Origin of the sequence: Burkholderia sp. HAN2018 (assembly GCF_024704855.1) — a bacterium.
Classification (GTDB): Bacteria; Pseudomonadota; Gammaproteobacteria; order Burkholderiales; family Burkholderiaceae; genus Burkholderia; species Burkholderia cepacia.
Window position 1 is genome coordinate 1 of the sequence record NZ_QOBB01000080.1, and the last position, 19,238, is coordinate 19,238.

Here is a 19,238-nt window from a genome sequence, read left to right on the forward strand (position 1 = left end):
CGGTGGCCTGGGCGAGCTGCGCCTGCGTGACCGCGATTTCCGGCGGGCGCTTGCCCGTTCGCAGGTCGGCAAGCTGCGCGCGGGCGGCCGCGAGCTGGTGCTGCGCCTGCAACAGCGCGGCGGTTTCGCTGACGGCCTCGAGCGAGAAGGCCGGCGCGCCGGCGGCGAGGGTCTGGCCGCGCGCGACCGGCAGCTGCGTCAGCGTGCCCGATTGCGACGACGACAGGTACACGAATTCGCCTTCGACGTAGCCCTGGTAGGTCGTGCCGTTGTCGGCCGGGCGTCCGCAGCCGGCGAGCACGGCGATTGCGGCGACCGTCGCCAGCGGCAGTGCGCGGGGCGGGTTCATGACGGCCTCCGTGGCGAGCGGGCCCGTGCGCGACGCGCGGGGGCGGGCGGCTGCATTCCCGAACCGAGCAGCGCGCGGACGTGCCGGTGCAGCACGTCGCGGTCGATCGGCGGCATGCCGCGCGCGCTTTGCCACAGTTTCGCGGTCGCGAGCGGCAGCATCACCAGCGCGACGATCGAATGGAACAGGAACGCGGGTTCGAGCGCGGGGTTCAGCGTGCCAGCCTGCTGCGCGCCGCGGATGCGTTCGGCGAAGCGTCCGACATGATCGAGCGGAATGCGCCGGACCATCCGTTCGCGCAGCAGCCCGCCTTCGTGGACGATCTCGCGCAGCCAGATCGACGGCAGCCACGGCATGCGGTGCGTGACGTCGAAGAAGCGGTCGACGAGTTCGCCGACGAGCGCGAACGGATCGTCGTCGATCCGCGGCTCGGTCGGTCGCCACACGAACGCGATCGCCTGTGCGAGCCGTTCCTCGACGATCGCGTCGAGCAACCGCTCGCGATTCGTGAAGTAGTAGTGGACCATCGCCGATGTGACGCCTGCGGCGGCGGCGATCTGCGCGACGGTCGTCGCGGCGATGCCGCGCTCGGCGAACAGCTGCATCGCGACGTCGAGCATGTGGTCGCGCAGGTCGAAATCGTCGACCGACGGGCGGCGCCCGCGCGGCCTGGCGACGGTGGATTTCGTGTTCATGAAATCGACGCTAATTGATGAGTTAGTTAATTTCAAGGAAGGGTTTTCGACCGGGTTGATCGAGATCAGGCGAGCGTCGAACGGGGGCGCGGGCGGGCCGGGATGTGGCGCGGTGCGGCAAGCGGGTAGCGGAGTGTAGGGAGCGGCTAATGCGGAAACGGCGAGGGAGAACCGGCGGGGAGCGGCGGGGCCCCGGAAGGGAAACGGCGGCGAACCCGGTCGTGCAGCGGGGGCACGTGCGTCGACAACGGCACGCGCCCCGGCAAGCGCTTATTGATCGATCGGCGACGTCAGCGGCACGTGTTCGCCGGTCAGCCCGAACACGACGATCTGCGCGGGTTCGGTCGCGCTCGCGTTGCGCGACACCTGGTGGCGCGAGCCGGGCGCCTCGTACCAGCCTTCGCCAGCGCGGTAGCGGTGCAGCGGGCCGCCGTTCACCTGCGACAGCACCTCGCCTTTCGACACGACCGCGAACACCGAGCCGAGGTGCCGGTGGGCTTCCGACGCCTGGCCGGGCGCATAGTCGACGGTCGCGACGACAGCGAGCTTGCCGGGCGCTTCGGGCACGGCCTGCTGCATGATCGTGTGCACGTTGTCGCCGGTGTCGTGCGCATGGGCGGCGGCCGGCAGCAGCGCGGCGCCGGCCGCGAGCCATGCGCCGAGGGCGGCGCGACGGAGCGTGGCGTACGTCATCGTCGTCTTCTTACTCGGGCATCTTGCGGAACGCGATCGCGAAGCGGTTCCACGTGTTGATCGTCGCGATCAGCATCGACAGGTCGAACAGCTCCTCGTCGGTGAAATGCGGCTTCACGGCCTCCCAGACGGCGTCGGGCACGTGGTTGTCGGCCACCAGCGTCAGTGCCTCGGTCCATTCCAGCGCCGCGCGTTCGCGCTCGGTGAAGAACGGCGTTTCGCGCCACACGACGACGGTCGCGAGACGGCGGTCGGTTTCGCCGTCCTTGCGTGCGTCGGTCGTGTGCATGTCGACGCAGAACGCGCAGCCGTTGATCTGCGACGCGCGCAGGCGGACGAGTTCGGCGAGCGGCTTCTCGATCGAGCTTTTCGCGATGAAGTCCTCGGCGTTGCGCATCACCTTGATGGCATTCGGGCTGGCGGTATAGAAGTTCAGGCGCGGTTGCATGGCAGGTCCTTTTTCGGTTGGAGCGCACGGTGGCGCGACAGGACCCACTTTAGGGCGCAAGCTGGCCTGCTTGAATGGCCAATTTCTGGAAAATTCAGGTAACCAGTGCCGGGCCGCCGATGCTGCCCGAACCCAGCAGGCCGGCGAGCTTCGCAAGCGCCGTGTCGATGCGCAGCGCGTCGATCCCGCCATAGCCGAACAGCAGCCCCGCACTGACCGGCACGCCGACGTGGAATGCCGAGATGCCGTACAGGCCGATGTCCTGCGCGCGGGCGGCGCGGACAAGTGCCGCCTCGTCGAGCCCCGGCTTCAGGCGGGCGGCGAGGTGGATGCCGGCGGTCGGCACGATCGCGTCGAACCACGGCGCGAGTTCGCCGCGCAGATGCGCGATCAGCATCTTGCGACGCGCGTCGTAGTGCTTCTGCACGCGCTTCAGGTGCCGTGCGAAGTCGCCTTCGAGCATGAAGCGGGCGAGCGCCGCCTGCGTCAGCGTGCAGGTGTGCCAGTCGACGATCTGCTTCGCCTTGGCCAGCGCGCCGCGCAGCGCGCGCGGCGGAATCGCGTAGCCGATCCGCAGTTCCGGAAAGATCGTCTTCGAGAAGGTGCCGACATACGCGACGAGGCCCGTGCGGTCGAGGCTCTTCAGCGACTCCACCGGCCGGCCCTCGAAACGGAACTCGCCGTCGTAATCGTCCTCGATGATGACGGCGCGGCGGCGCTGCGCCCATTCGAGCAGCGCGACGCGCCGGTCCAGCGTCATCGGCATCCCGAGCGGGAACTGATGCGACGGCGTCACGTAGACGAGGCGCGCGTCGTCGGGCAACCGTTCCGTGACCAGGCCGTGCGCGTCGACCGGCACGCCGATCACCGTCGCACCGAGCGACGCGAACGCGGCACGCGCGGGCGGATAGCCGGGATCCTCGACCGCGACCACATCGCCGGGCCGCACGACGACGCGGGCGATCAGGTCGAGCGCCTGTTGCGCGCCTTGCGTGACGAGCACGTCGTCCCAGCCGCACGCGACCGCGCGGCTGAACGCGACGTAACGCGCGATCGCCCCGCGCAGCTGCGGATCGCCGGCCGGGTCGTGATACTGGGCGGGACCGCGCATCTGCTGGCGCAGCGCGTGATGCAGGCAGCGCCGCCACGCGTCGAACGGGAACAGCGTCTTGTCGGTCACGCCGCCGCGGAAGTCGAAGCCGGGCGCATCGTGCTGTATGGGCATCGCGAGCGCGTCGGGCAGGTCGTTCCACAGCGCGCGGGCATCGACCGCGTCGACGCGCGGCGTGCCGTCGACGAGCGACGGTGCCGACATGGACGCGGCGTGCGGCACGCGCGCGAGGCCGTCGGCGACGAACGTGCCGTCGCCCGCGCGGGTATTCAGGTAGCCCTCGGCCACCAGGCGCTCGAACGCGTCGAGCGTCGTCTTGCGCGAGACGCCGAGCTGTTTCGCGAGGTCGCGCGTCGACGGCAGCCGCGCGCCGCCGGCGAGGCGTCCGTCGACGATCGCGGTGCGCAGTTGCCGGAAGATCTGCCCCGTCAGGTCGTGACGGCCTTCGATGCGGATCGCGATGTCCATCGCAGTGGTTACCTCGATTGCCATGATTTCGAGTCGACCAGCATACCGGAAGCCGGTCGCGGCGGCATGGTGCGGGCGGCGTGGCGGCGTGACGGAATGCCTGTACCGGCCGCCGGAGCGCAAGGAATCGCGCGGAGGCCGGCCGAACCGGCCGGGCGGGACACGCCCGTGACCGGCACGATCGGCACGACCGGCCCGCATCGCCCGATTGGACCTTGGCCCGCCGCTGCCTTACGATCCACGACAACCCCACACCGGAGCCACCCCATGCTGTCCGAAGACGAACTTGCGCTGCTCGACGCGATCCGCGCCACCGGCAGCCTGTCGCGGGCGGCCGCGCGGCTCGGCAAGGCGCCGTCGACGGTATCGCACGCGGCGCGCCAGCTCGAAACGCGCTTCGACGCGCTGCTGTTCGACCGGCGCGGCTACCGGCTGCAGCTCACGCCGGCCGGACAGCTGCTGACCGACGAGGCGGCGCGGCTGGCGCTGGACGTCGCGCGGCTGACGCAGCGCGTGCGGCAGGTCGCGAGCGGCTGGGAGGACCGGCTGTGGATCGTCAGCGACGAGGTGCTGGAGTTCGACACGCTGTTGCCCGTCGTCCACGCGTTCGATGCGCTCGATTCGGGCGTGTCGTTGCGTTTCACGCACGAAGTGCTCGGCGGTACCTGGGAAGCGCTGCGCGACGGCCGTGCGGACCTGGTGGTCGGCGCGACCAACGAGCCGCCGGCGATTCCCGGCTTCAAGTGGTTCGAGCTGGGGGCGATCGAGTGGGTGTTCGCGGTATCGCCGCGCCATCCGCTGGCCGCCGTGAGCGGCGCACTGACGCGAGATGCGATCGGCGCGCACCGGGCGGTCGTCGTCGCCGATTCGTCGCGGCGCGCGGCCGGCCGCGCGTATGGCCTGCTCGGCGGGCAGGCCGTGCTGGCGGTGCCGTCGATGCGCGCGAAGATCCTCGCGCAGCGCGACGGGCTGGGCGTCGGCTGGGTGCCGCGCCGGCGCGTGGCGTCGCTGCTGGCGCGCGGCGAGCTCGTGGAAAGACAGACGGCCGATCCGCGCGAGCCGAACCGGCTGTATGTCGCGTGGCACGGCGACCGGGACGGCCGGGCGCTGCAATGGTGGCTCGAGCAATTGCGCGAACCGAGGCTCGCGCAACGGCTGCTCGACGGCATCGACGTGGCCGGCTGACGCGGCGCGGAACAGCGCGACCGAACCCGCCCGCGCAAACACGTTCGACGATTTCGAACGTGTTCGTCGCGCCCGTCGTACGGCAAGGCCGGGCGCGGCGCGCATCCTGTGTCCACGGTCAACTCACCGGTTCACAGGAGAACATCATGCAACGCTTCGAAGGAAAGACGGTCCTCGTCACGGGCGGCAACAGCGGCATCGGCCTGGCGGCCGCCAGGGCATTCGCGGCAGAAGGCGCGCGGGTCATCATCACCGGGCGCGATGCGCAGACGCTCGAGGCCGCGCGGCAGACGCTCGGCACGGATGCGCTCGCGATCCGCAACGAGGCCGGCAGCGTCGCGTCGGCCCGCGCGCTGGCCGATGCGATCGCGTCGGCGGGGGCGCGGCTCGACGCCGTGTTCATCAACGCGGGCGTCGCGAAACTCGCGCCGTTCGCCGACAGCGACGAGGCCATGTGGGATCTCGTGTTCAACACCAACGTGAAGGGCGCGTATTTCCAGATCCAGTCGCTGGTGCCGCTGCTGAACCGTGGCGCGTCGATCGTGATCAACGGCTCGATCAACGCGCACATCGGGATGCCCGGCTCGTCGGTGTACGCGGCGAGCAAGGCGGCCGTCAATTCGTTCGCGAAGACGCTGTCGACGGAACTGCTGCCGCACGGCGTGCGCGTGAACGTCGTGAGCCCGGGGCCCGTGCAGACGCCGCTCTACGGCAAGCTCGGGTTCGACGCGGCCACGCTCGACGAGACGGCCGACAAGATCAAGGGCCTCGTTCCGATCGGCCGGTTCGGCACGCCGGACGAGATCGCGTCGACGGTGCTGCACCTCAGCGCGCCGGAATCCGCGTTCATCGTCGGCGCGGAGATCATCGCGTCGGGCGGGATGGGCTTGCTCTGATCGGCGAAGCCCCGGCGGGGGCTGCAACCGCCCGGCGTTGCGCCGGGCGGACAGCCCCCGTCATCGGCGGACGGATTGCATCTATCGCGCCGCACAGGCGCCAAGCCTGTCGCCGCCGGCTTCGAGCTGCGTCACCGTGAGCCCGGAGAACGTCGCGCGGCCGTGCTCGGCGAACACGGCGACGCGGTCCGCGTCGGGCGGCGGGAAGATCAGGTCGGTGAGCGCCACGCGGCCGCCGTTCGCGAACACTTCGACCGAGCCGCGATCGACGACGATCTCGAGCCGCAGCCGCCCGTGCTCGAGCGGCAGGTCCACGATGTGTTCGCCGCTGAACGTGCCGGCGAAATTCGCTTCGCCGGAGCGGGAGCGGTCGAGCGTCAGCGTGCGCTTGACGGTGTCGTACACGATCCGGGTGCCGACCGAGCCGTCCGCCGAGCGCCGGACGATCAGGCCGGCACGCGCCGCGTGCCGCGGCTCGAGCGTGACCGTGATGCGCTGGACGGCGCCGCGCGTCGCGGGCGACAGCGCGCGTGTCGCGGAGTCGACCGTGAGGTCGCCTTCGTGTACGGCGGGCCGCCCGTCCGCCCATGCGTCGAACGCGGCGGCCGGCGCGACGACGAGCGTCGGTTCGCCGTCGATCGTTTTCAGCGAGAGTTCACGCGGCAGGGTCATCGCGCCGCGCCACGGCGCGGTCGGCACTTTCGCCGCGTAATCCCAGTTGCTCATCCACGCGATCGCGACCGGCCGTGAGCCGGGCGCGCCCGAGAAGGTGCCGGCTGCGTAGAAATCCGCGCCGTGGTCGACCCAGTGGAATTGCGCGGGATCGGAACCGGCGGGGGCGACGCGATCCGGCGTAAACGTGCGGCCGTCGAAGTGGCCGACGAAATACATCGCGCCCGAGCCGCCGGCGATCGACCACGGGTTGACGTTGACGATCATGACCCACCGTGTTTGTGCGGGGTCGCCGTCGAGCGGCAGCGGCACGAGGTCGGGCATTTCCCACAGCGCGCCGTCGTGCGGCACGCCCGGCCGCGTGAAATCGCTCAGGAAATTCCAGTGGATCAGGTCGTCCGAGCGATAGAGCTTCACGACGTGCGCATCGGCGACGACCGTCGTCATCAGCCAGTAGCCGCCCAGCGCATACCACGACACTTTCGGATCGCGGAATTGCTTCGATTCCGGGTCGAGCGTCAGCACCGGATTGCGTGCGTAAGGTTGCCACGTCGTGCCGTGATCGAGGCTGTACGCGAGCGACTGCGCCTGAATGCCCGGCGCGTGGCCGGAGCCCGCCTTGTACACGCTCGTATAAAGCGCGACGAGCGGCGGGTGGCCGGGCGTGCCCAGGCCGGACGTATTGAGGGTGTCGGCGACGATCGAGCCGGAGAAGATTTCCTCCGTCGCGTTCGCGCGCATCGCGACCGGCTGCTCGCGCCAGTGGACGAGATCGGTGCTCGTCGCGTGGCCCCACGACATGTTGCCCCAGTCGTTGCCGAGCGGATTGTATTGGTAGAACAGGTGATAGCGTCCGTTGTCGTAGACGAGCCCGTTCGGATCGTTCATCCAGTTGCGCTGCGGCGTGTAATGGAGCGCGGGTCGCCATTGCGGGGTGCCGTCGTCAGCCGGCGCGTGGCAAGGCGCGGCAGCGACCTGGGTACAGGCCACGCAGGCGAGCAGCAACCGGGCGATCCGGGCGGAAAAGCGAAAAGACGTCGATATCATGCGGGGTGTCGTGCTTCGCCGTGCAAGGCGGGAAAGAAGGGCGCCTGCCGCTTTCGACGGCGGTGCGCGCAATGGATGGAAGGAAAAAAGTGGAGGCGCGCACGCGACACGCGCGATATGCGCCTCCCTAACCCCGTGCCTTTATCGATGATCGTTATTGTTGGTTATCCCGGCTTCACGGGTTGTGGCCGTCGCCCGTCGCGGGCAGGTTCGCCGGAATGTCGCCGTAGCCGCCGAGCCCGCCGCGGCCATACGTGCGATCGACCGCCGTCGACGTTCCGTTGATGCCGACCTTCACCGTCGGCGCGAGCGTGCCGCCGCGACGCGGGCCGATCGCATCGATGAACGACTCGACGAGGCCGCCCGGCATCACGTAGTGCGAATACGACTGGAATTCGCGCGGGTTCTGGTTCGGATCCTGCGAATACGGTGCACCGGCCGGCGCGGAGAAGTCGGTCGGGTTGCCGAGCACGAGGCCGCTGCCGCCGTTCAGCGGCAGGAAGTCGCTGCGGATGCCGTTGCCGACGAAACCGTACACGCCGTCCGGGCCGTCGACGCCGGCCGCCATCGTCGTGCGGTGGCTGATCGTGAACAGGTAGTACTTGCCGTCCTTCAGGTAGATCTGCGGGCGCTCGGTCTGGTCGTCGACGCAGTTCGCCGACAGGATCGGCGGCAGGAACTTCCATTCGGTCAATTGCGGGTTCGTCGCGACCGCCAGGCCGACATTGGCCTTTTGATACACTGCGCCCGAATTCATCACCGCGTTGAGATCTTCCTTGTACGGATCGTTCGGCGCGTAGCCGAGATCGGCTTCGGTGCAGGTGCGTGCGCCGCGCTGGCCGCCCGTATTGCCTTCGAAGACCATGTAGGTCTTGCCCGGGTGCGCGGGATCGGTGAACACGAACGGATCGCGGAACGAGAAGTAGGTGTTCTGCTGGCCGGTCTGGTAGTAGTTGCCGTCCGGTTGCAGCAGCGCCTTGTGATCGCCGAAGCCGGTGAACCACACGTGCTTGTCGTCGGCGTGGATGTTGCCGTCGGCGCGCGTGATGATCGCCTGCGGCGGCGTGATGTCCGCGCCGCCGGGCGCCGAGCGGTTGAACGACGTCGCGGTGTAGTACAGGCTGACGTTGCTGCCGTTCGTGAGGCGCGCGGAGCCCGACCATTCGGCGTTGTTGGTCATCGGTGCGGTGCCGAATACCCTGGCGCTCGCGCCGTCCGGGAACAGGTGGCCGCCCCAGGTCCAGCCGCCGTTGGCGGGGCGCTGCGACGCCGGGATGCCCGCGCGGCGATAGAAGAAGCCGATGCGGGCGTGGACGTGACGGTCGTCGAACGTGTAGCCCGCGTGCGGATCGGCGGTGAGCGAGAAGATCACCTCCCAGCCCTTGTAGCTGAGCTGGTTCGCGCGCAGGTCGGCCAGCGGCCACGTGTCCCACACCCACACGTTCGAGTTGATCAGCGGGAAATCCTGCGGGATGTCCGGCATCGTCAGCGCTTGCGGCAGCGAGTTCTTGTCGGCGCCGGCGGTGTGCGACTGCGCGACGATCTGGCGAATGTCCGCACGCGTCCAGCGCATCGTGAAGTTGCCTTCGGGATCGTAGGCCTGCTGCGTATGGGGCGTGGGCATGGGCGCGCCCGTGCCGCTGGACTGCGCGTGCGCGACGGACGCGAAGGCGGCAAGTGCGCCGCCAGCGAGGAGCAAACGTTTGGTCGTCGTCGGGCGGAAAAGGGGAAAGTATGTCATCTCGTCGTCGTTTCCTGGAAAGGTCAAAGTGAACGGCTGAGTGGGCATCGATGTCCAAACCGGTTTGGATGCTATTTCAAACCGGTTTGGAACGCAAAAGATATTTAATTGACGGTAATCGTTACCAATTGGAAATAATTACCCGGCCGGTGCATCCCTGTGTTCGGGCGGCCGGGCGGATCGGCGAATGCGAGGAGTGACGGTGAAGGTGAATCTGAAGGCGCTGTCGGACGCGCTCGGGCTGTCGCGGACGACGGTCAGCCGCGCGCTGAACGGCTACGACGACGTCAGCGAGGCGACGCGCGAACGCGTGGCGAAGGCCGCGCGGGAAATGGGCTACGTGGCCGACCCGACCGCGCGCCGGCTGGCGACCGGTCGGGCCGACATGATCGGGATCGTTTATCCGTTCGGCGCGGGCGATCTCGGCGATCCGCGTTTCGGCGAGGTCGTCGCGGGCATCACCGAGCGGCTCGCGGAACGCAATCTCGATTTCATCATCGCGTCGGCGCGGCCGAACGCAGAACTGGACACCTATCGGCGCATCGTCGAAGGCAAACTCGTCGACGGCCTGATCGTCGCGCGAACGCTGGTTGACGATCCGCGCATCGCGTACCTGCAGGCGAGCGCGTTTCCGTACGTGGCCTACGGCCGGACCCGGATGGCCGAGCCGTACGCGTGGTTCGACTTCGACAACGAAGCGGGCGCGCGGGACGCGGTGCGCCGGCTGACGGGTTTCGGGCACCGGCGCATTGCGATGATCAGCGCGCCGCTTGCCCTGAATTTCGCCGCGCAGCGCCGTGCAGGTTATCTGTCGGCACTGCGCGAAGCCGGCATCGAGCCGGATCCGGCGCTGCTCGTCGAGTGCCCGTTCACGCACGACGGCGGGTTGCAGGCGGTGCGGGCGCTGCTCGCGCGCGCCGAGCGGCCGACGGCGCTGCTGGTCGACAACAATATCGCGGGCGGCGGCGCGTTTCGGGCGCTCGTGGACAGCGGGCTGCGCCTGGGCGAGGACATGTCGCTGATCGTCTACGACGGCGTGCCGCCGGGCCTCGCGCACCCGTATCGCGTGACGGCGGTCGTGCAGCCGACCGGCCACGCGTCGGGGCGCTCGCTCGCGGAACTGATGCTGCGCCTGCTTGGCGACGGCGTGCGCGAGCACCGGCTCGAGGCGCCGACAATCGAGGCGGGCGACACCGACGGTCCGTTGCGCGACCAGCCGGCGCGGTGAAGGCGAGGGGGCGCGAGTACCTGCGGGCACCGACGGATCGCGCCCCTCGAGAAAAGCCATGACGGCGGCAGGGATGATTGTCCGACTACTAGACGACCGGTCTAATCCGCGACTATCATCCGTCCTCGTGAATGCGGCGACGTCCGTGGCGCAGGCAAGCAAGGCGCGAAAAATGCCATCTCGCGCGTGGTGCTGGTAGCGCGGCGAGACGCCGTCGTTTTATTTTCGAATGTTCTAGACGACTGGTCTAATAGGCGCGTGCCGCATTCGGATACGCGGGTCGCACGATGACGCGTCACAGCTGACTAACGGACAGGCGCGGACAGGCGCGCCGCGCCGGCCGGTTTTCTGGATCATGCGGCCCCGGTCCCATCAACTTTTCGAAGGAGTGTCCGATCATGAAGATTCTGGTTGTCCTGACCTCGCACGACACGCTCGGCGACACCGGCAAGAAGACCGGCTTCTGGCTCGAGGAACTGGCCGCGCCGTACTACGTGTTCAAGGATGCGGGCGTCGAGCTGACGCTCGTGTCGCCGAAGGGCGGCCAGGCGCCGCTCGACCCGAAAAGCAGCGATCCGGCCGCCCAGACCGACGCGACGCGCCGCTTCGAAGCCGATGCGGCGGCGAAGGCCGAACTGGCGTCGACGCGCAAGCTGGCCGACGTGTCCGTTGACGACTACGACGCCGTGTTCTACCCGGGCGGCCACGGCCCGCTGTGGGATCTCGCCGAGGATCTGCATTCGATCGGCCTGATCGAGCGCGCGCTGGCGGCCGGCAAGCCGGTGGCGGCGGTCTGCCACGCGCCGGGCGTGCTGCGTCACGTGAAGAATCCGCAGACCGGCGAATCGGTCGTGCGCGGCAAGCGCGTGACGGGCTTCACCAACAGCGAGGAAGCGGCCGTCGAACTGACGGAAGTCGTGCCGTTCCTCGTCGAGGACATGCTGAAGACCAATGGCGCGCAATTCGAACGCAGCGCCGACTGGGCGCCGCATATCGTCACCGACGGGCTGCTGATCACGGGGCAGAACCCCGCGTCGTCGGCGCCCGCCGCCGAGGCGCTGCTCGCGCAACTCGGCCGCCGTTGAGCCGACGGCGCCGGCCGGGCCGGCGCCGCACCGTATCCGTCGCCGGGTGCAAGCCGTCCGGCGACGGCCCGAATCGTTCCGTCGTGCGCACCGCACGGCGCGTTTCCCGTCGTTTTGCAGAACCAAGCAAAGGAGCCGTGGATGTCTGCCCTGTTCGAACCGTTCAAACTCAAGGATGTCACGCTGCGCAACCGCATCGCGGTGCCGCCGATGTGCCAGTACGTCGCCGAGGACGGCGTCGTCAACGACTGGCATCACGTGCATCTGGCCGGCATCGCGCGCGGCGGCGCGGGCCTCGTGATCGCCGAGGCGACGGCCGTGTCGCCGGAAGGGCGCATCACGCCGGGTTGCGCGGGGCTGTGGACCGATGCGCAGGCCGCAGCGTTCGCGCCGTCGGTCGCGGCGATCAAGGCGGCCGGCGCGGTGCCCGGCATCCAGATCGCGCATGCGGGCCGCAAGGCGAGCGCGAACCGTCCGTGGGAAGGCGACGACCATATCGCCGACGGCGATCCGCGCGGCTGGCAGACCATCGCCCCGTCGGCCGTGCCGTTCGGCGCGCATTTGCCGAAAGTGCCGCGTGAAATGACGCACGACGACATCGCCCGCGTGCAGGCCGATTTCGTCGCCTCGGCGAAGCGTGCGCGCGATCTCGGCTTCGAATGGCTCGAATTGCACTTTGCGCACGGTTATCTCGGCCAGAGCTTCTTCTCGGTGCATTCGAACCACCGCACCGACGAATATGGCGGCTCGGCCGAGAATCGCGGCCGCTTCCTCGTCGACACGCTCGCGGCCGTGCGCAAGGTCTGGCCCGAGCACCTGCCGCTGACCGCGCGCCTGGGCGTGATCGAATACGACGGCCGCGACGAAGAGACGCTCGCCGAGTCGATCGCGCTCACGCAGCGGATGAAGCGGGAAGGGCTCGACATGCTGAGCGTGTCGGTCGGCTTCTCGACGCCCGCCGCGCAGATTCCGTGGGGCCCGGCGTTCCTCGCGCCGATCGCCGAGCGCGTGCGCCGCGAGGCCGGGCTGCCGGTGTCGTCCGCATGGGGGATCGACACGCCGCAACTGGCGAACCGCGTGGTGGCCGAAGCGCAGCTCGATCTCGTGATGGTCGGGCGCGCGCACCTGGCCGATCCGCACTGGCCGTACTACGCGGCCAGGCAGCTCGGCGTCGAGCGTCCGTCGTGGACGCTGCCCGCGCCGTACGCGCACTGGCTCGAGCGCTACCGGATCGCCGACAAGGCGGCCTGAGCCGCCTTGACGACACGGCGCGCGCATCTTGCGCGTCGCCGATCCGGCGCCGATGGATAGAATGGCGGTTCGTGCAGGCCGGTTGCCTGCGCGAACCGCCATTTTTCATTTCGACAGAGGTGCCATGGGCGCACACGTCCCGTCGTCTCACGACCCCGCCGCACGGCCGCGCGCGCAGCAGGTTGCCCGCGTCGTGCTGTATGCGGCGCTGCTGGTGCTCGCGCTGTGGATCATCCGCGACTTCATTCCCGCCATCGCATGGGCCTGCGTGATCGCCATCGCGATGTGGCCGCTGCTCAAATGCTTCGAATCGCACCGGCTGTTCCGTGACCGGCCGACGCTGATCGCGACCGTCATCACGGCCGCGATCTCGCTGCTCGTCGTGCTGCCGATCGCGGTCGCGGCCGTCCAGGCGATCGGGCAGGCGCACGACCTGCGCGAGTGGCTGAAGTCGGTCCAGGACAGCGGCATTCCGTTGCCGGACGTCGTCAGCCGGCTGCCTTACGGTTCGGCTCAGATCACCGAATGGTGGCAGGCCAATCTCGGCCATCCGCTGCATCCGGCCAGCGCGATGCACGGCGTCAACAGCGAGAAATTCCTCGCGTTCGGGCGGCAGTTCGGCACGAAGCTCGCGCATGTGCTGCTCGAATTTGGCTTCATGCTCGTCACGCTGTTCGTGATCCTGCGCGCGGGCCACAAACTGTCGGGCGCATTGCTGCAGGGCGCGCGGCGCGCGTTCGGGCACAACGGCGCGGAACTGATCGACCGGATGGTCAAGGCCGTGTACGGCACGGTGACGGGGCTCGTCGTCGTCGGGCTCGGCGAGGGTGCGCTGCTCGGCATCGCGTATGCGCTGGCCGGCGTCCCGCATGCGGCGCTGCTCGGCCTCGTCACGGCGATTGCCGCGATGTTGCCGTTCTGCGCGCCGATCGTGTTCTGCGGCGCGGCGCTCTGGCTGTTCGTGCAGGGTGCGACGGCGTGGGCCGTCGTGGTGGCCGTGCTCGGTTTCGTCGTCGTGTTCGTCGCCGAGCATTTCGTGCGGCCGGTGCTGATCGGCAGCTCGGCGCGGCTGCCGTTCCTGCTGGTGCTGTTCGGCATCCTCGGCGGCGCCGAGACGTTCGGCCTGATCGGGCTGTTCGTCGGCCCCGCGCTGATGACGGTGCTGACGATGCTGTGGGCCGAGTGGATCGCGTGACGATGCGCGACGTTGTGCCGATTTGACGCATCGGCGCGGCAGATTCGATGCGCGTGCAAGCATGTGGGGGCTGCAACGACCGGGCTTGCGCGCGGGCATGACATGCAGGGATTCGTATAAAGATCTCTACATTTCTTTTCGATCCGGACCCAAAGGTCGAGTAGCATGGGGCTTTCGATCACGCCGGCATGGCGCAGCAGATTTTCCCAAGCATGCGATTGATTTCGATGGCCCGTCCCGCAGCGACGCTGTCCCTGGCCGCCAGCTGCCTGATGTTGCACGGCTGCGCGTGGTTCGACTCGTGGCTGCCATTTTCGTATTCACGCACGCCGCTCGCGCGGGCCGCCTCGCGGCACGGCGCGACGCGTGCCGATGTCGTCCGCGCGGCCGGCAACCCGCGCAGCGTCTGGATGGTCCGCAACGGCAGCGGCGTCTGCTACAACTACTTCATCGAGCACGGTAACGATCACCGCGAATATTTCGTCGTGTTCGACAGGGCCGGCATCGTCACGCAACACGGCTTCGATTCGTGCATGAACGCCGATCGCAAGGGCACGCTCCAGCCGGGCAAGGCCGCTTCGCGCTAGCGCGGCGGCCGTGCCCGCCCGCCGTCACGCGATCGTGTCGACCACGCCGCCGTCCACCCGCAACGCGGCGCCCGTCGTCGCCGAAGCCTGCGGCGAGCACACGTAGACCACCAGGTTCGCGACTTCCTCGGGCGTCGCCGGCCGCTGGATGATCGAGCTCGAACGATGGTTGCGCACGAACTCCACGGCCACGTCTTCCACGCTGCGGCCGGTTTCGTCGGCCGTTTCCTTCAGCAGCGCCCGCACGCCGTCCGACATCGTCGGCCCCGGCAGCACCGAGTTGACGGTCACGTTGGTGCCGGCCGCGAGCTTCGCGAGGCCGCGTGCGATCGACAGCTGCGCGGTTTTCGTGAATCCGTAATGAATCATGTCGACCGGGATGTTCAGGCCCGATTCCGACGAAATGAACACGATGCGGCCGGCATTGCGTTCGATCATCCCCTTCAGGTAATGCCGCGCGAGCCGCACGCCGGACATCACGTTCATCTGGAAGTAATGTTCCCACTCGGCGTCGTCGATCTCGAAGAACGCCTTCAGGCCGTAGATGCCCGCGTTGTTGACGAGGATGTCGGCTGCGGGCGTGTGTTGCGTGATGCGGGCGACACCCGCGGCATCGGAGAGATCGGCCGCGATGCCGTCGAAGCCCGCGTCGGGGACGGCCGCGCGCAGGTGCGCGAGCGCGGACTGCACCGACGCATCGCTGCGGCCGTTGACGACGACGCGCGCACCGGCGCGCGCGAGCCCTTCGGCAATCGCGAGCCCGATGCCGGCGGTGGAGGCGGTGACAACCGCGGTCTTGCCTTTCAGATCGATATGCATGAGCGTGACGGAAGAGGAGTGAACGAAAACCGCCGCGGGCGCCGCGGCGGACGGAATTCAAAGCTTAGGCGAAACGGCGCAATCCCGTATCGAAGCGTGGCGATCCGGTTGCGCGGCGCCGCACAGTCTTGTACGGTGAGCGGTCGCCGTCCGAACCGGGAGCCCGCCGCGTGAGCCGTACCGCCAACCGATCCGTCGTACCGTCGCCGTTCTGGCGCGATGCCGCGCTGCCGTTCATCGAGGCGCGCACCGTCGACGATGGCCGCTCGATCTGCTACGCGAAGCACACGCACGACACGTTTTCGGTGGGCGCGATCGTCGGCGGCACGAGCACCTACGTGAACGGCGCGACGCACGAGCACGTCGGGCGCGGCGTGCTGGTGATCATCGACCCGGAACAGGTGCATGCGTGCAACCCCTACGGCCCCGACGCGTGGGCGTACCGGATGGTCTATGTCGACGTGCCGTGGCTCGCGCGGCTGCAGCATTCGCTGGGCCGCGATCCGAACCGCGATTTTCATGGCTTTTCGCCGAAGTTGACGGAACGGCGCGACCTGTTCGCGCAATTTGGCGGTTTCTACCGGACGCTCGTCGCGCCCGGCATCGATCCGCTCGGCAAGGAGAGCGCGGCGGTCGAATTCTTCACGGCGCTGCACGGCGCGCTCGACCGCGAACTGCCCGGCCCGCGCGCCGGGGACGACAACGCCAAACTCGCGCGCGCGGCCGATTACATCGCCGCGCATTGCCGCGAGGGCGTGACGCTCGATGCGATCTGCGCGGCCGCCGATTTGTCGCCGTCGTACCTGATCCGCGCGTTCAACGCGCGCTACGGCATGACGCCGCATGCGTTCCTGATCGACCGCCGCGTGCAGTACGGCCGCACGGAGCTGCGCCGCGGCCGGCCGATCGCCGACGTCGCGCTCGACGCGGGCTTTGCCGACCAGGCGCATTTCCAGCGCGCGTTCCGGCGCATCGCGGCCGCGACGCCCGGCCAGTACCGCAGCGCGACGAGCTGAGCCACGAGTCGAGCGGCGAGCCGGGCGAGGCGCGCCCTACACGTCCAGCAGAAACAGCGCGCTGCCCGCGAGCAGCAGCGCCATCAGCCGGTTGAACACGCGCATCCTCCGCGCGTTCGCGAGCCGGTGCCGCAGCGATGCGCCGGCATACCCCCAGCAAGCGATCGACGCGAAACAGATCACGAGATACAGCGCGGCGAACTGCCAGACCTGCGCGCGGTCGCCGTCGGCCGCGTATGCGCCCATCGCGGCCACGCACGCGAGCCACGCCTTCGGATTCAGCCACTGCATCGCCGCGCCGGACGCCGCCGACGGGCCGGCCACGTCCGGGTCGGCCGACAGCCGGCCGTCGTCGAGGGCGAGCCGCAGCGCCATGTACAGCAGAAACGCGATTCCCGACCACTGCGTGGCGGTCGTCAGCACGGGCCAGCGCGTGAGCGCCGCGTGCAGCCCGAGGCCGATCAGCAGGAACAGCGCGACGAAGCCGAGCGTCGCGCCGGCCGCATACCGCAGGCTTGCGCCGAGACCGTGGCGCGCGCCCGCGCTGAGCGCGACGATGTTGACGGGACCGGGGGTGATCGACGACGCCAGCGCGAACGCGGCCATCGAAACCAGCATGCTCATTGAGTGCCTCCATGCGAATGTCAAAGTCGCATCGAGACTAAAGAAGCCGCGCGTGCCAGTATTGAAGAAAACTGCCCTCGGCGGCGCTGTCTGGATTCAGGCAACGCCGAACCGGGCACGGCGCTCACCGGTGCTCGACAGTCGTTGGACGCAGGCGTTGCAACCGAAGGCATCGAGTCTCACGTCACGGACGAGCGGCCGCCGCGAGCGCGTCGAACGCGTCGGCTTCCGGAAGCCGCAGCCACGACTCCGGGCCCGCGTCGATTTCCTCGACCGTCAGCAGGCACGCATCGAGTTCGCGACGCAACCGGTCGTGATCGACCGACTGCCCGATGAACACGATTTCCTGCCGACAATCCCCCGCAGGCTCCTCCCATTTTTTCAGCACGCCATCGCGGCGATAGTCGTCGTGCGGCCAGTCCGACTGCGGGATGAATCGCCACCATCGCCCAACGTAACCCCACTGGAACGCGCCGCCCGTCTGCACGAGCATGGCGATCTCGGGATAGCGGTGCGCAGCCCAGACATAACCCTTGCAGCGAAGCAGCCGGCCGTTGTCCCACGGACGGCGCAGCCATGCGAGCAGGCGCGCCGGATGAAACGGCGCACGTTCACGATAGGTCCACGACGCGATCCCGTACGCATCCGATTCCGGGGGGCGTTCGTCGATCTGCATGCGCTGCATCCATCCCGGCGATTCGACGAGCGCCGGCAGATCGAAGCGCCGGGTATCGAGCACGTCTGACGGATCGACCTTGCCGTGCTGCATCGGCAGGATTCGCGCAGATGGATTCAGCGACGCAAGAAGCGCGCGCAGCCGGTCGAAACCCGCGTGGCCGATCCGGTCGAGACGGCTCACGAGGATCACGTTCGCATATTCGACTTGCTCGAGCAGCAGATCCGACAGCTTGCGCGGCGGACCGGAATGGCCGTCGTTCGCGAGCGCCGCGTCGTGCGCGACCGGTTCGGCCGACGCGATCATGTCCTCGAACGTCTCGCCGTCGACTACCGTGACGAGCGTGTCCAGCCGTGCCAGCTCGCTCAGGCTGAAACCGTCCCGATCGAGAAACGCAAACGTCTCCGCGACCGGCATCGGCTCCGAGATGCCGGTCGACTCGATCAGCAGATAGTCGAAGCGGCGCTGCCGCGCGAGCGTGCTGATCTGCTCCAGCAGATCGGCGCGCAGCGTGCAGCAGATGCAGCCGTTGCTCATCTCGACCAGTTCGTCCTCGCCTCGATGCAGCTCGACGTTGCGCCGCACGTCGTCGGCGTCGATGTTCACTTCGCTCATGTCGTTGACGATCACGGCGACCTTCAGTCCCGCGCGATTGCGCAGGATGTGGTTCAGCAACGTCGTTTTCCCGGCGCCGAGGAAGCCGGACAACACGGTGACCGGAATCCTCGGGCCAGGGGCGGCCGGCGCGCCTTGCTTCCCCGGCGTCGTCATGCGCTCTGCCCGGACGCGCGATCCAGGTAGCCTTCGAACAGGTCGACCACGACGTAGCCGTCGTCGGCGGCGTCGCCCCACAGATCCTTCACGCGGAACTCGACATGGTAGGTCGGCTGATGGGCGGCGCCGGTGTCGCCGTGGCCGATCGCGTCCGGGAAGGGCCACGATTCGGTCGTCCGGTGCAGCACGACGCCTTCCTTGCCGCGAACGTAGCCCGGCGCGCGGATGTGCCCGCTGACGTATTCGTCGCGAACGACGACACGCTCGCCGACCTCGAACCGCGTCGAGTCGGGCGGTGCCGCCCGGCCGCCGGATGTCGGCGGGTTCGCGAGCCGGAAATGCGAACCGAGCGCGCGGTCGAGTTCATCCTGCGTGAGCACGCCGGTTTCGACGAGCAATGTCGCCGTCGCGATCACGTAGCGCTCGTAGTAGCGCGTGCCGACATGCTGGCGTACGTCGATGCGTTCGACCGCGTGACGTACCTCGTCGACGCTGAATTTTTTCAGTTGGTCCACGCCGACGAACATCAGGCTGTACGCGAGATGTTCCCAGTCTTCCTTGAAGACCGGCTTGTAGCCGAGACTGTTGATCGTGTGCGGCACCGGGCCGAAACCCTGGAATCCGCCGAGGTCGTGAAAGCCGTCCATATGTGATCTCCGAGATGAAGGTCGAGAGCGA

Annotated in this window: 18 protein-coding genes and 1 pseudogene; 8 read left to right on the plus strand and 11 right to left on the minus strand. The window is 68.6% G+C overall.

The features are described 5' to 3' along the window. The 5 genes and pseudogenes from DPV74_RS20425 to DPV74_RS20445 form a co-directional block, all read right to left on the minus strand. Window positions 1-349, minus strand: a pseudogene (locus DPV74_RS20425) (secretion protein HlyD); the annotation flags it as partial. After that, window positions 346-1,044 (minus strand): TetR/AcrR family transcriptional regulator, encoded by a 699-nt coding sequence (locus DPV74_RS20430; RefSeq protein WP_060277024.1) that lies wholly within the window; start codon window positions 1,042-1,044, stop codon window positions 346-348. The pseudogene DPV74_RS20425 and the gene DPV74_RS20430, both read right to left, overlap by 4 nt. A gap of 270 nt (window positions 1,045-1,314) precedes the next feature. After that, window positions 1,315-1,737 (minus strand): cupin domain-containing protein, encoded by a 423-nt coding sequence (locus DPV74_RS20435; protein WP_060085193.1) that lies wholly within the window; start codon window positions 1,735-1,737, stop codon window positions 1,315-1,317. A 10-nt stretch (window positions 1,738-1,747) separates the two neighbouring features. Then, window positions 1,748-2,185 (minus strand): carboxymuconolactone decarboxylase family protein, encoded by a 438-nt coding sequence (locus tag DPV74_RS20440; protein ID WP_021159255.1) that lies wholly within the window; start codon window positions 2,183-2,185, stop codon window positions 1,748-1,750. 94 nt (window positions 2,186-2,279) lie between these two features. Further along, on the minus strand, window positions 2,280-3,764 hold the full coding sequence (locus tag DPV74_RS20445; RefSeq protein ID WP_060085195.1) for a PLP-dependent aminotransferase family protein: 1,485 nt from the start codon (window positions 3,762-3,764) through the stop codon (window positions 2,280-2,282). A gap of 267 nt (window positions 3,765-4,031) precedes the next feature. On the opposite strand from DPV74_RS20445, the gene DPV74_RS20450 reads away from it, so the two are divergent. Together DPV74_RS20450 and DPV74_RS20455 are read left to right on the plus strand one after the other, a co-directional pair. Next, window positions 4,032-4,949, plus strand: coding sequence for a LysR family transcriptional regulator (locus DPV74_RS20450; protein ID WP_027791471.1), 918 nt, complete (start codon window positions 4,032-4,034; stop codon window positions 4,947-4,949). 146 nt (window positions 4,950-5,095) lie between these two features. Next, a complete protein-coding gene (locus tag DPV74_RS20455) occupies window positions 5,096-5,845 on the plus strand; it encodes an SDR family oxidoreductase (protein WP_060372062.1) in 750 nt (249 codons plus the stop codon). An 81-nt stretch (window positions 5,846-5,926) separates the two neighbouring features. Here DPV74_RS20455 and DPV74_RS20460 read toward each other — a convergent pair whose 3' ends face one another. Both DPV74_RS20460 and DPV74_RS20465 read right to left on the minus strand, forming a co-directional pair. After that, the gene (locus DPV74_RS20460) at window positions 5,927-7,564 is read right to left on the minus strand and encodes a glycoside hydrolase family 32 protein (RefSeq protein ID WP_119337849.1); all 1,638 of its coding nucleotides are present in this window, start codon (window positions 7,562-7,564) and stop codon (window positions 5,927-5,929) included. Window positions 7,565-7,739: 175 nt separating this feature from the next. After that, window positions 7,740-9,305 carry a glycoside hydrolase family 68 protein gene (locus DPV74_RS20465; RefSeq protein WP_027791474.1) on the minus strand — a complete coding sequence of 522 codons (1,566 nt, stop codon included), beginning with the start codon at window positions 9,303-9,305 and terminating at the stop codon, window positions 7,740-7,742. 187 nt (window positions 9,306-9,492) lie between these two features. On the opposite strand from DPV74_RS20465, the gene DPV74_RS20470 reads away from it, so the two are divergent. From DPV74_RS20470 to DPV74_RS20490, 5 genes are all read left to right on the plus strand, one after another. Then, window positions 9,493-10,533 carry a substrate-binding domain-containing protein gene (locus DPV74_RS20470; protein ID WP_059696239.1) on the plus strand — a complete coding sequence of 347 codons (1,041 nt, stop codon included), beginning with the start codon at window positions 9,493-9,495 and terminating at the stop codon, window positions 10,531-10,533. Between the two features lie 398 nt (window positions 10,534-10,931). Next, on the plus strand, window positions 10,932-11,618 hold the full coding sequence (locus DPV74_RS20475) for a type 1 glutamine amidotransferase domain-containing protein (protein ID WP_059696237.1): 687 nt from the start codon (window positions 10,932-10,934) through the stop codon (window positions 11,616-11,618). A gap of 141 nt (window positions 11,619-11,759) precedes the next feature. Next, window positions 11,760-12,869: an NADH:flavin oxidoreductase/NADH oxidase gene (locus tag DPV74_RS20480; protein WP_027791477.1), complete on the plus strand. Its 1,110-nt coding sequence runs from the start codon at window positions 11,760-11,762 to the stop codon at window positions 12,867-12,869. A gap of 124 nt (window positions 12,870-12,993) precedes the next feature. Beyond that, the gene (locus DPV74_RS20485; RefSeq protein ID WP_060085198.1) at window positions 12,994-14,064 is read left to right on the plus strand and encodes an AI-2E family transporter; all 1,071 of its coding nucleotides are present in this window, start codon (window positions 12,994-12,996) and stop codon (window positions 14,062-14,064) included. Between the two features lie 212 nt (window positions 14,065-14,276). Beyond that, window positions 14,277-14,651 carry a hypothetical protein gene (locus DPV74_RS20490; RefSeq protein ID WP_049097651.1) on the plus strand — a complete coding sequence of 125 codons (375 nt, stop codon included), beginning with the start codon at window positions 14,277-14,279 and terminating at the stop codon, window positions 14,649-14,651. A gap of 24 nt (window positions 14,652-14,675) precedes the next feature. Here DPV74_RS20490 and DPV74_RS20495 read toward each other — a convergent pair whose 3' ends face one another. Next, window positions 14,676-15,470, minus strand: coding sequence for an SDR family NAD(P)-dependent oxidoreductase (locus DPV74_RS20495; RefSeq protein ID WP_059696233.1), 795 nt, complete (start codon window positions 15,468-15,470; stop codon window positions 14,676-14,678). A 170-nt stretch (window positions 15,471-15,640) separates the two neighbouring features. Between DPV74_RS20495 and DPV74_RS20500 the strand changes: the two genes are divergently transcribed. Next, complete coding sequence (locus tag DPV74_RS20500; RefSeq protein ID WP_060085199.1) at window positions 15,641-16,486, plus strand: AraC family transcriptional regulator; 846 nt, start codon at window positions 15,641-15,643, stop codon at window positions 16,484-16,486. Between the two features lie 36 nt (window positions 16,487-16,522). Here the strand turns inward: DPV74_RS20500 and DPV74_RS20505 are convergent, their stop codons facing one another. The 3 genes from DPV74_RS20505 to nthB form a co-directional block, all read right to left on the minus strand. After that, on the minus strand, window positions 16,523-17,110 hold the full coding sequence (locus DPV74_RS20505) for a LysE family translocator (protein WP_119337850.1): 588 nt from the start codon (window positions 17,108-17,110) through the stop codon (window positions 16,523-16,525). Between the two features lie 184 nt (window positions 17,111-17,294). Continuing rightward, complete coding sequence (locus DPV74_RS20510; RefSeq protein WP_119337851.1) at window positions 17,295-18,557, minus strand: GTP-binding protein; 1,263 nt, start codon at window positions 18,555-18,557, stop codon at window positions 17,295-17,297. Further along, window positions 18,554-19,207 (minus strand): nitrile hydratase subunit beta, encoded by a 654-nt coding sequence (gene nthB, locus DPV74_RS20515; RefSeq protein WP_059853627.1) that lies wholly within the window; start codon window positions 19,205-19,207, stop codon window positions 18,554-18,556. The genes DPV74_RS20510 and nthB overlap by 4 nt, the downstream gene beginning before the upstream one ends. Between the last annotated feature and the right edge of the window lie 31 nt (window positions 19,208-19,238).

Bases quoted from the DNA above. Each gene is read 5' to 3' on its own strand.
- DPV74_RS20465 (WP_027791474.1), bottom strand. From the start codon at position 9,305: ATGACATACTTTCCCCTTTTCCGCCCGACGACGACCAAACGTTTGCTC.
- DPV74_RS20475 (WP_059696237.1), top strand. From the start codon at position 10,932: ATGAAGATTCTGGTTGTCCTGACCTCGCACGACACGCTCGGCGACACC.
- DPV74_RS20435 (WP_060085193.1), bottom strand. From the start codon at position 1,737: ATGACGTACGCCACGCTCCGTCGCGCCGCCCTCGGCGCATGGCTCGCG.
- DPV74_RS20470 (WP_059696239.1), top strand. From the start codon at position 9,493: ATGCGAGGAGTGACGGTGAAGGTGAATCTGAAGGCGCTGTCGGACGCG.
- DPV74_RS20430 (WP_060277024.1), bottom strand. From the start codon at position 1,044: ATGAACACGAAATCCACCGTCGCCAGGCCGCGCGGGCGCCGCCCGTCG.
- nthB (WP_059853627.1), bottom strand. From the start codon at position 19,207: ATGGACGGCTTTCACGACCTCGGCGGATTCCAGGGTTTCGGCCCGGTG.
- DPV74_RS20490 (WP_049097651.1), top strand. From the start codon at position 14,277: ATGCGATTGATTTCGATGGCCCGTCCCGCAGCGACGCTGTCCCTGGCC.
- DPV74_RS20440 (WP_021159255.1), bottom strand. From the start codon at position 2,185: ATGCAACCGCGCCTGAACTTCTATACCGCCAGCCCGAATGCCATCAAG.
- DPV74_RS20485 (WP_060085198.1), top strand. From the start codon at position 12,994: ATGGGCGCACACGTCCCGTCGTCTCACGACCCCGCCGCACGGCCGCGC.
- DPV74_RS20455 (WP_060372062.1), top strand. From the start codon at position 5,096: ATGCAACGCTTCGAAGGAAAGACGGTCCTCGTCACGGGCGGCAACAGC.
- DPV74_RS20460 (WP_119337849.1), bottom strand. From the start codon at position 7,564: ATGATATCGACGTCTTTTCGCTTTTCCGCCCGGATCGCCCGGTTGCTG.
- DPV74_RS20510 (WP_119337851.1), bottom strand. From the start codon at position 18,557: ATGACGACGCCGGGGAAGCAAGGCGCGCCGGCCGCCCCTGGCCCGAGG.
- DPV74_RS20495 (WP_059696233.1), bottom strand. From the start codon at position 15,470: ATGCATATCGATCTGAAAGGCAAGACCGCGGTTGTCACCGCCTCCACC.
- DPV74_RS20450 (WP_027791471.1), top strand. From the start codon at position 4,032: ATGCTGTCCGAAGACGAACTTGCGCTGCTCGACGCGATCCGCGCCACC.
- DPV74_RS20445 (WP_060085195.1), bottom strand. From the start codon at position 3,764: ATGGACATCGCGATCCGCATCGAAGGCCGTCACGACCTGACGGGGCAG.
- DPV74_RS20480 (WP_027791477.1), top strand. From the start codon at position 11,760: ATGTCTGCCCTGTTCGAACCGTTCAAACTCAAGGATGTCACGCTGCGC.
- DPV74_RS20505 (WP_119337850.1), bottom strand. From the start codon at position 17,110: ATGAGCATGCTGGTTTCGATGGCCGCGTTCGCGCTGGCGTCGTCGATC.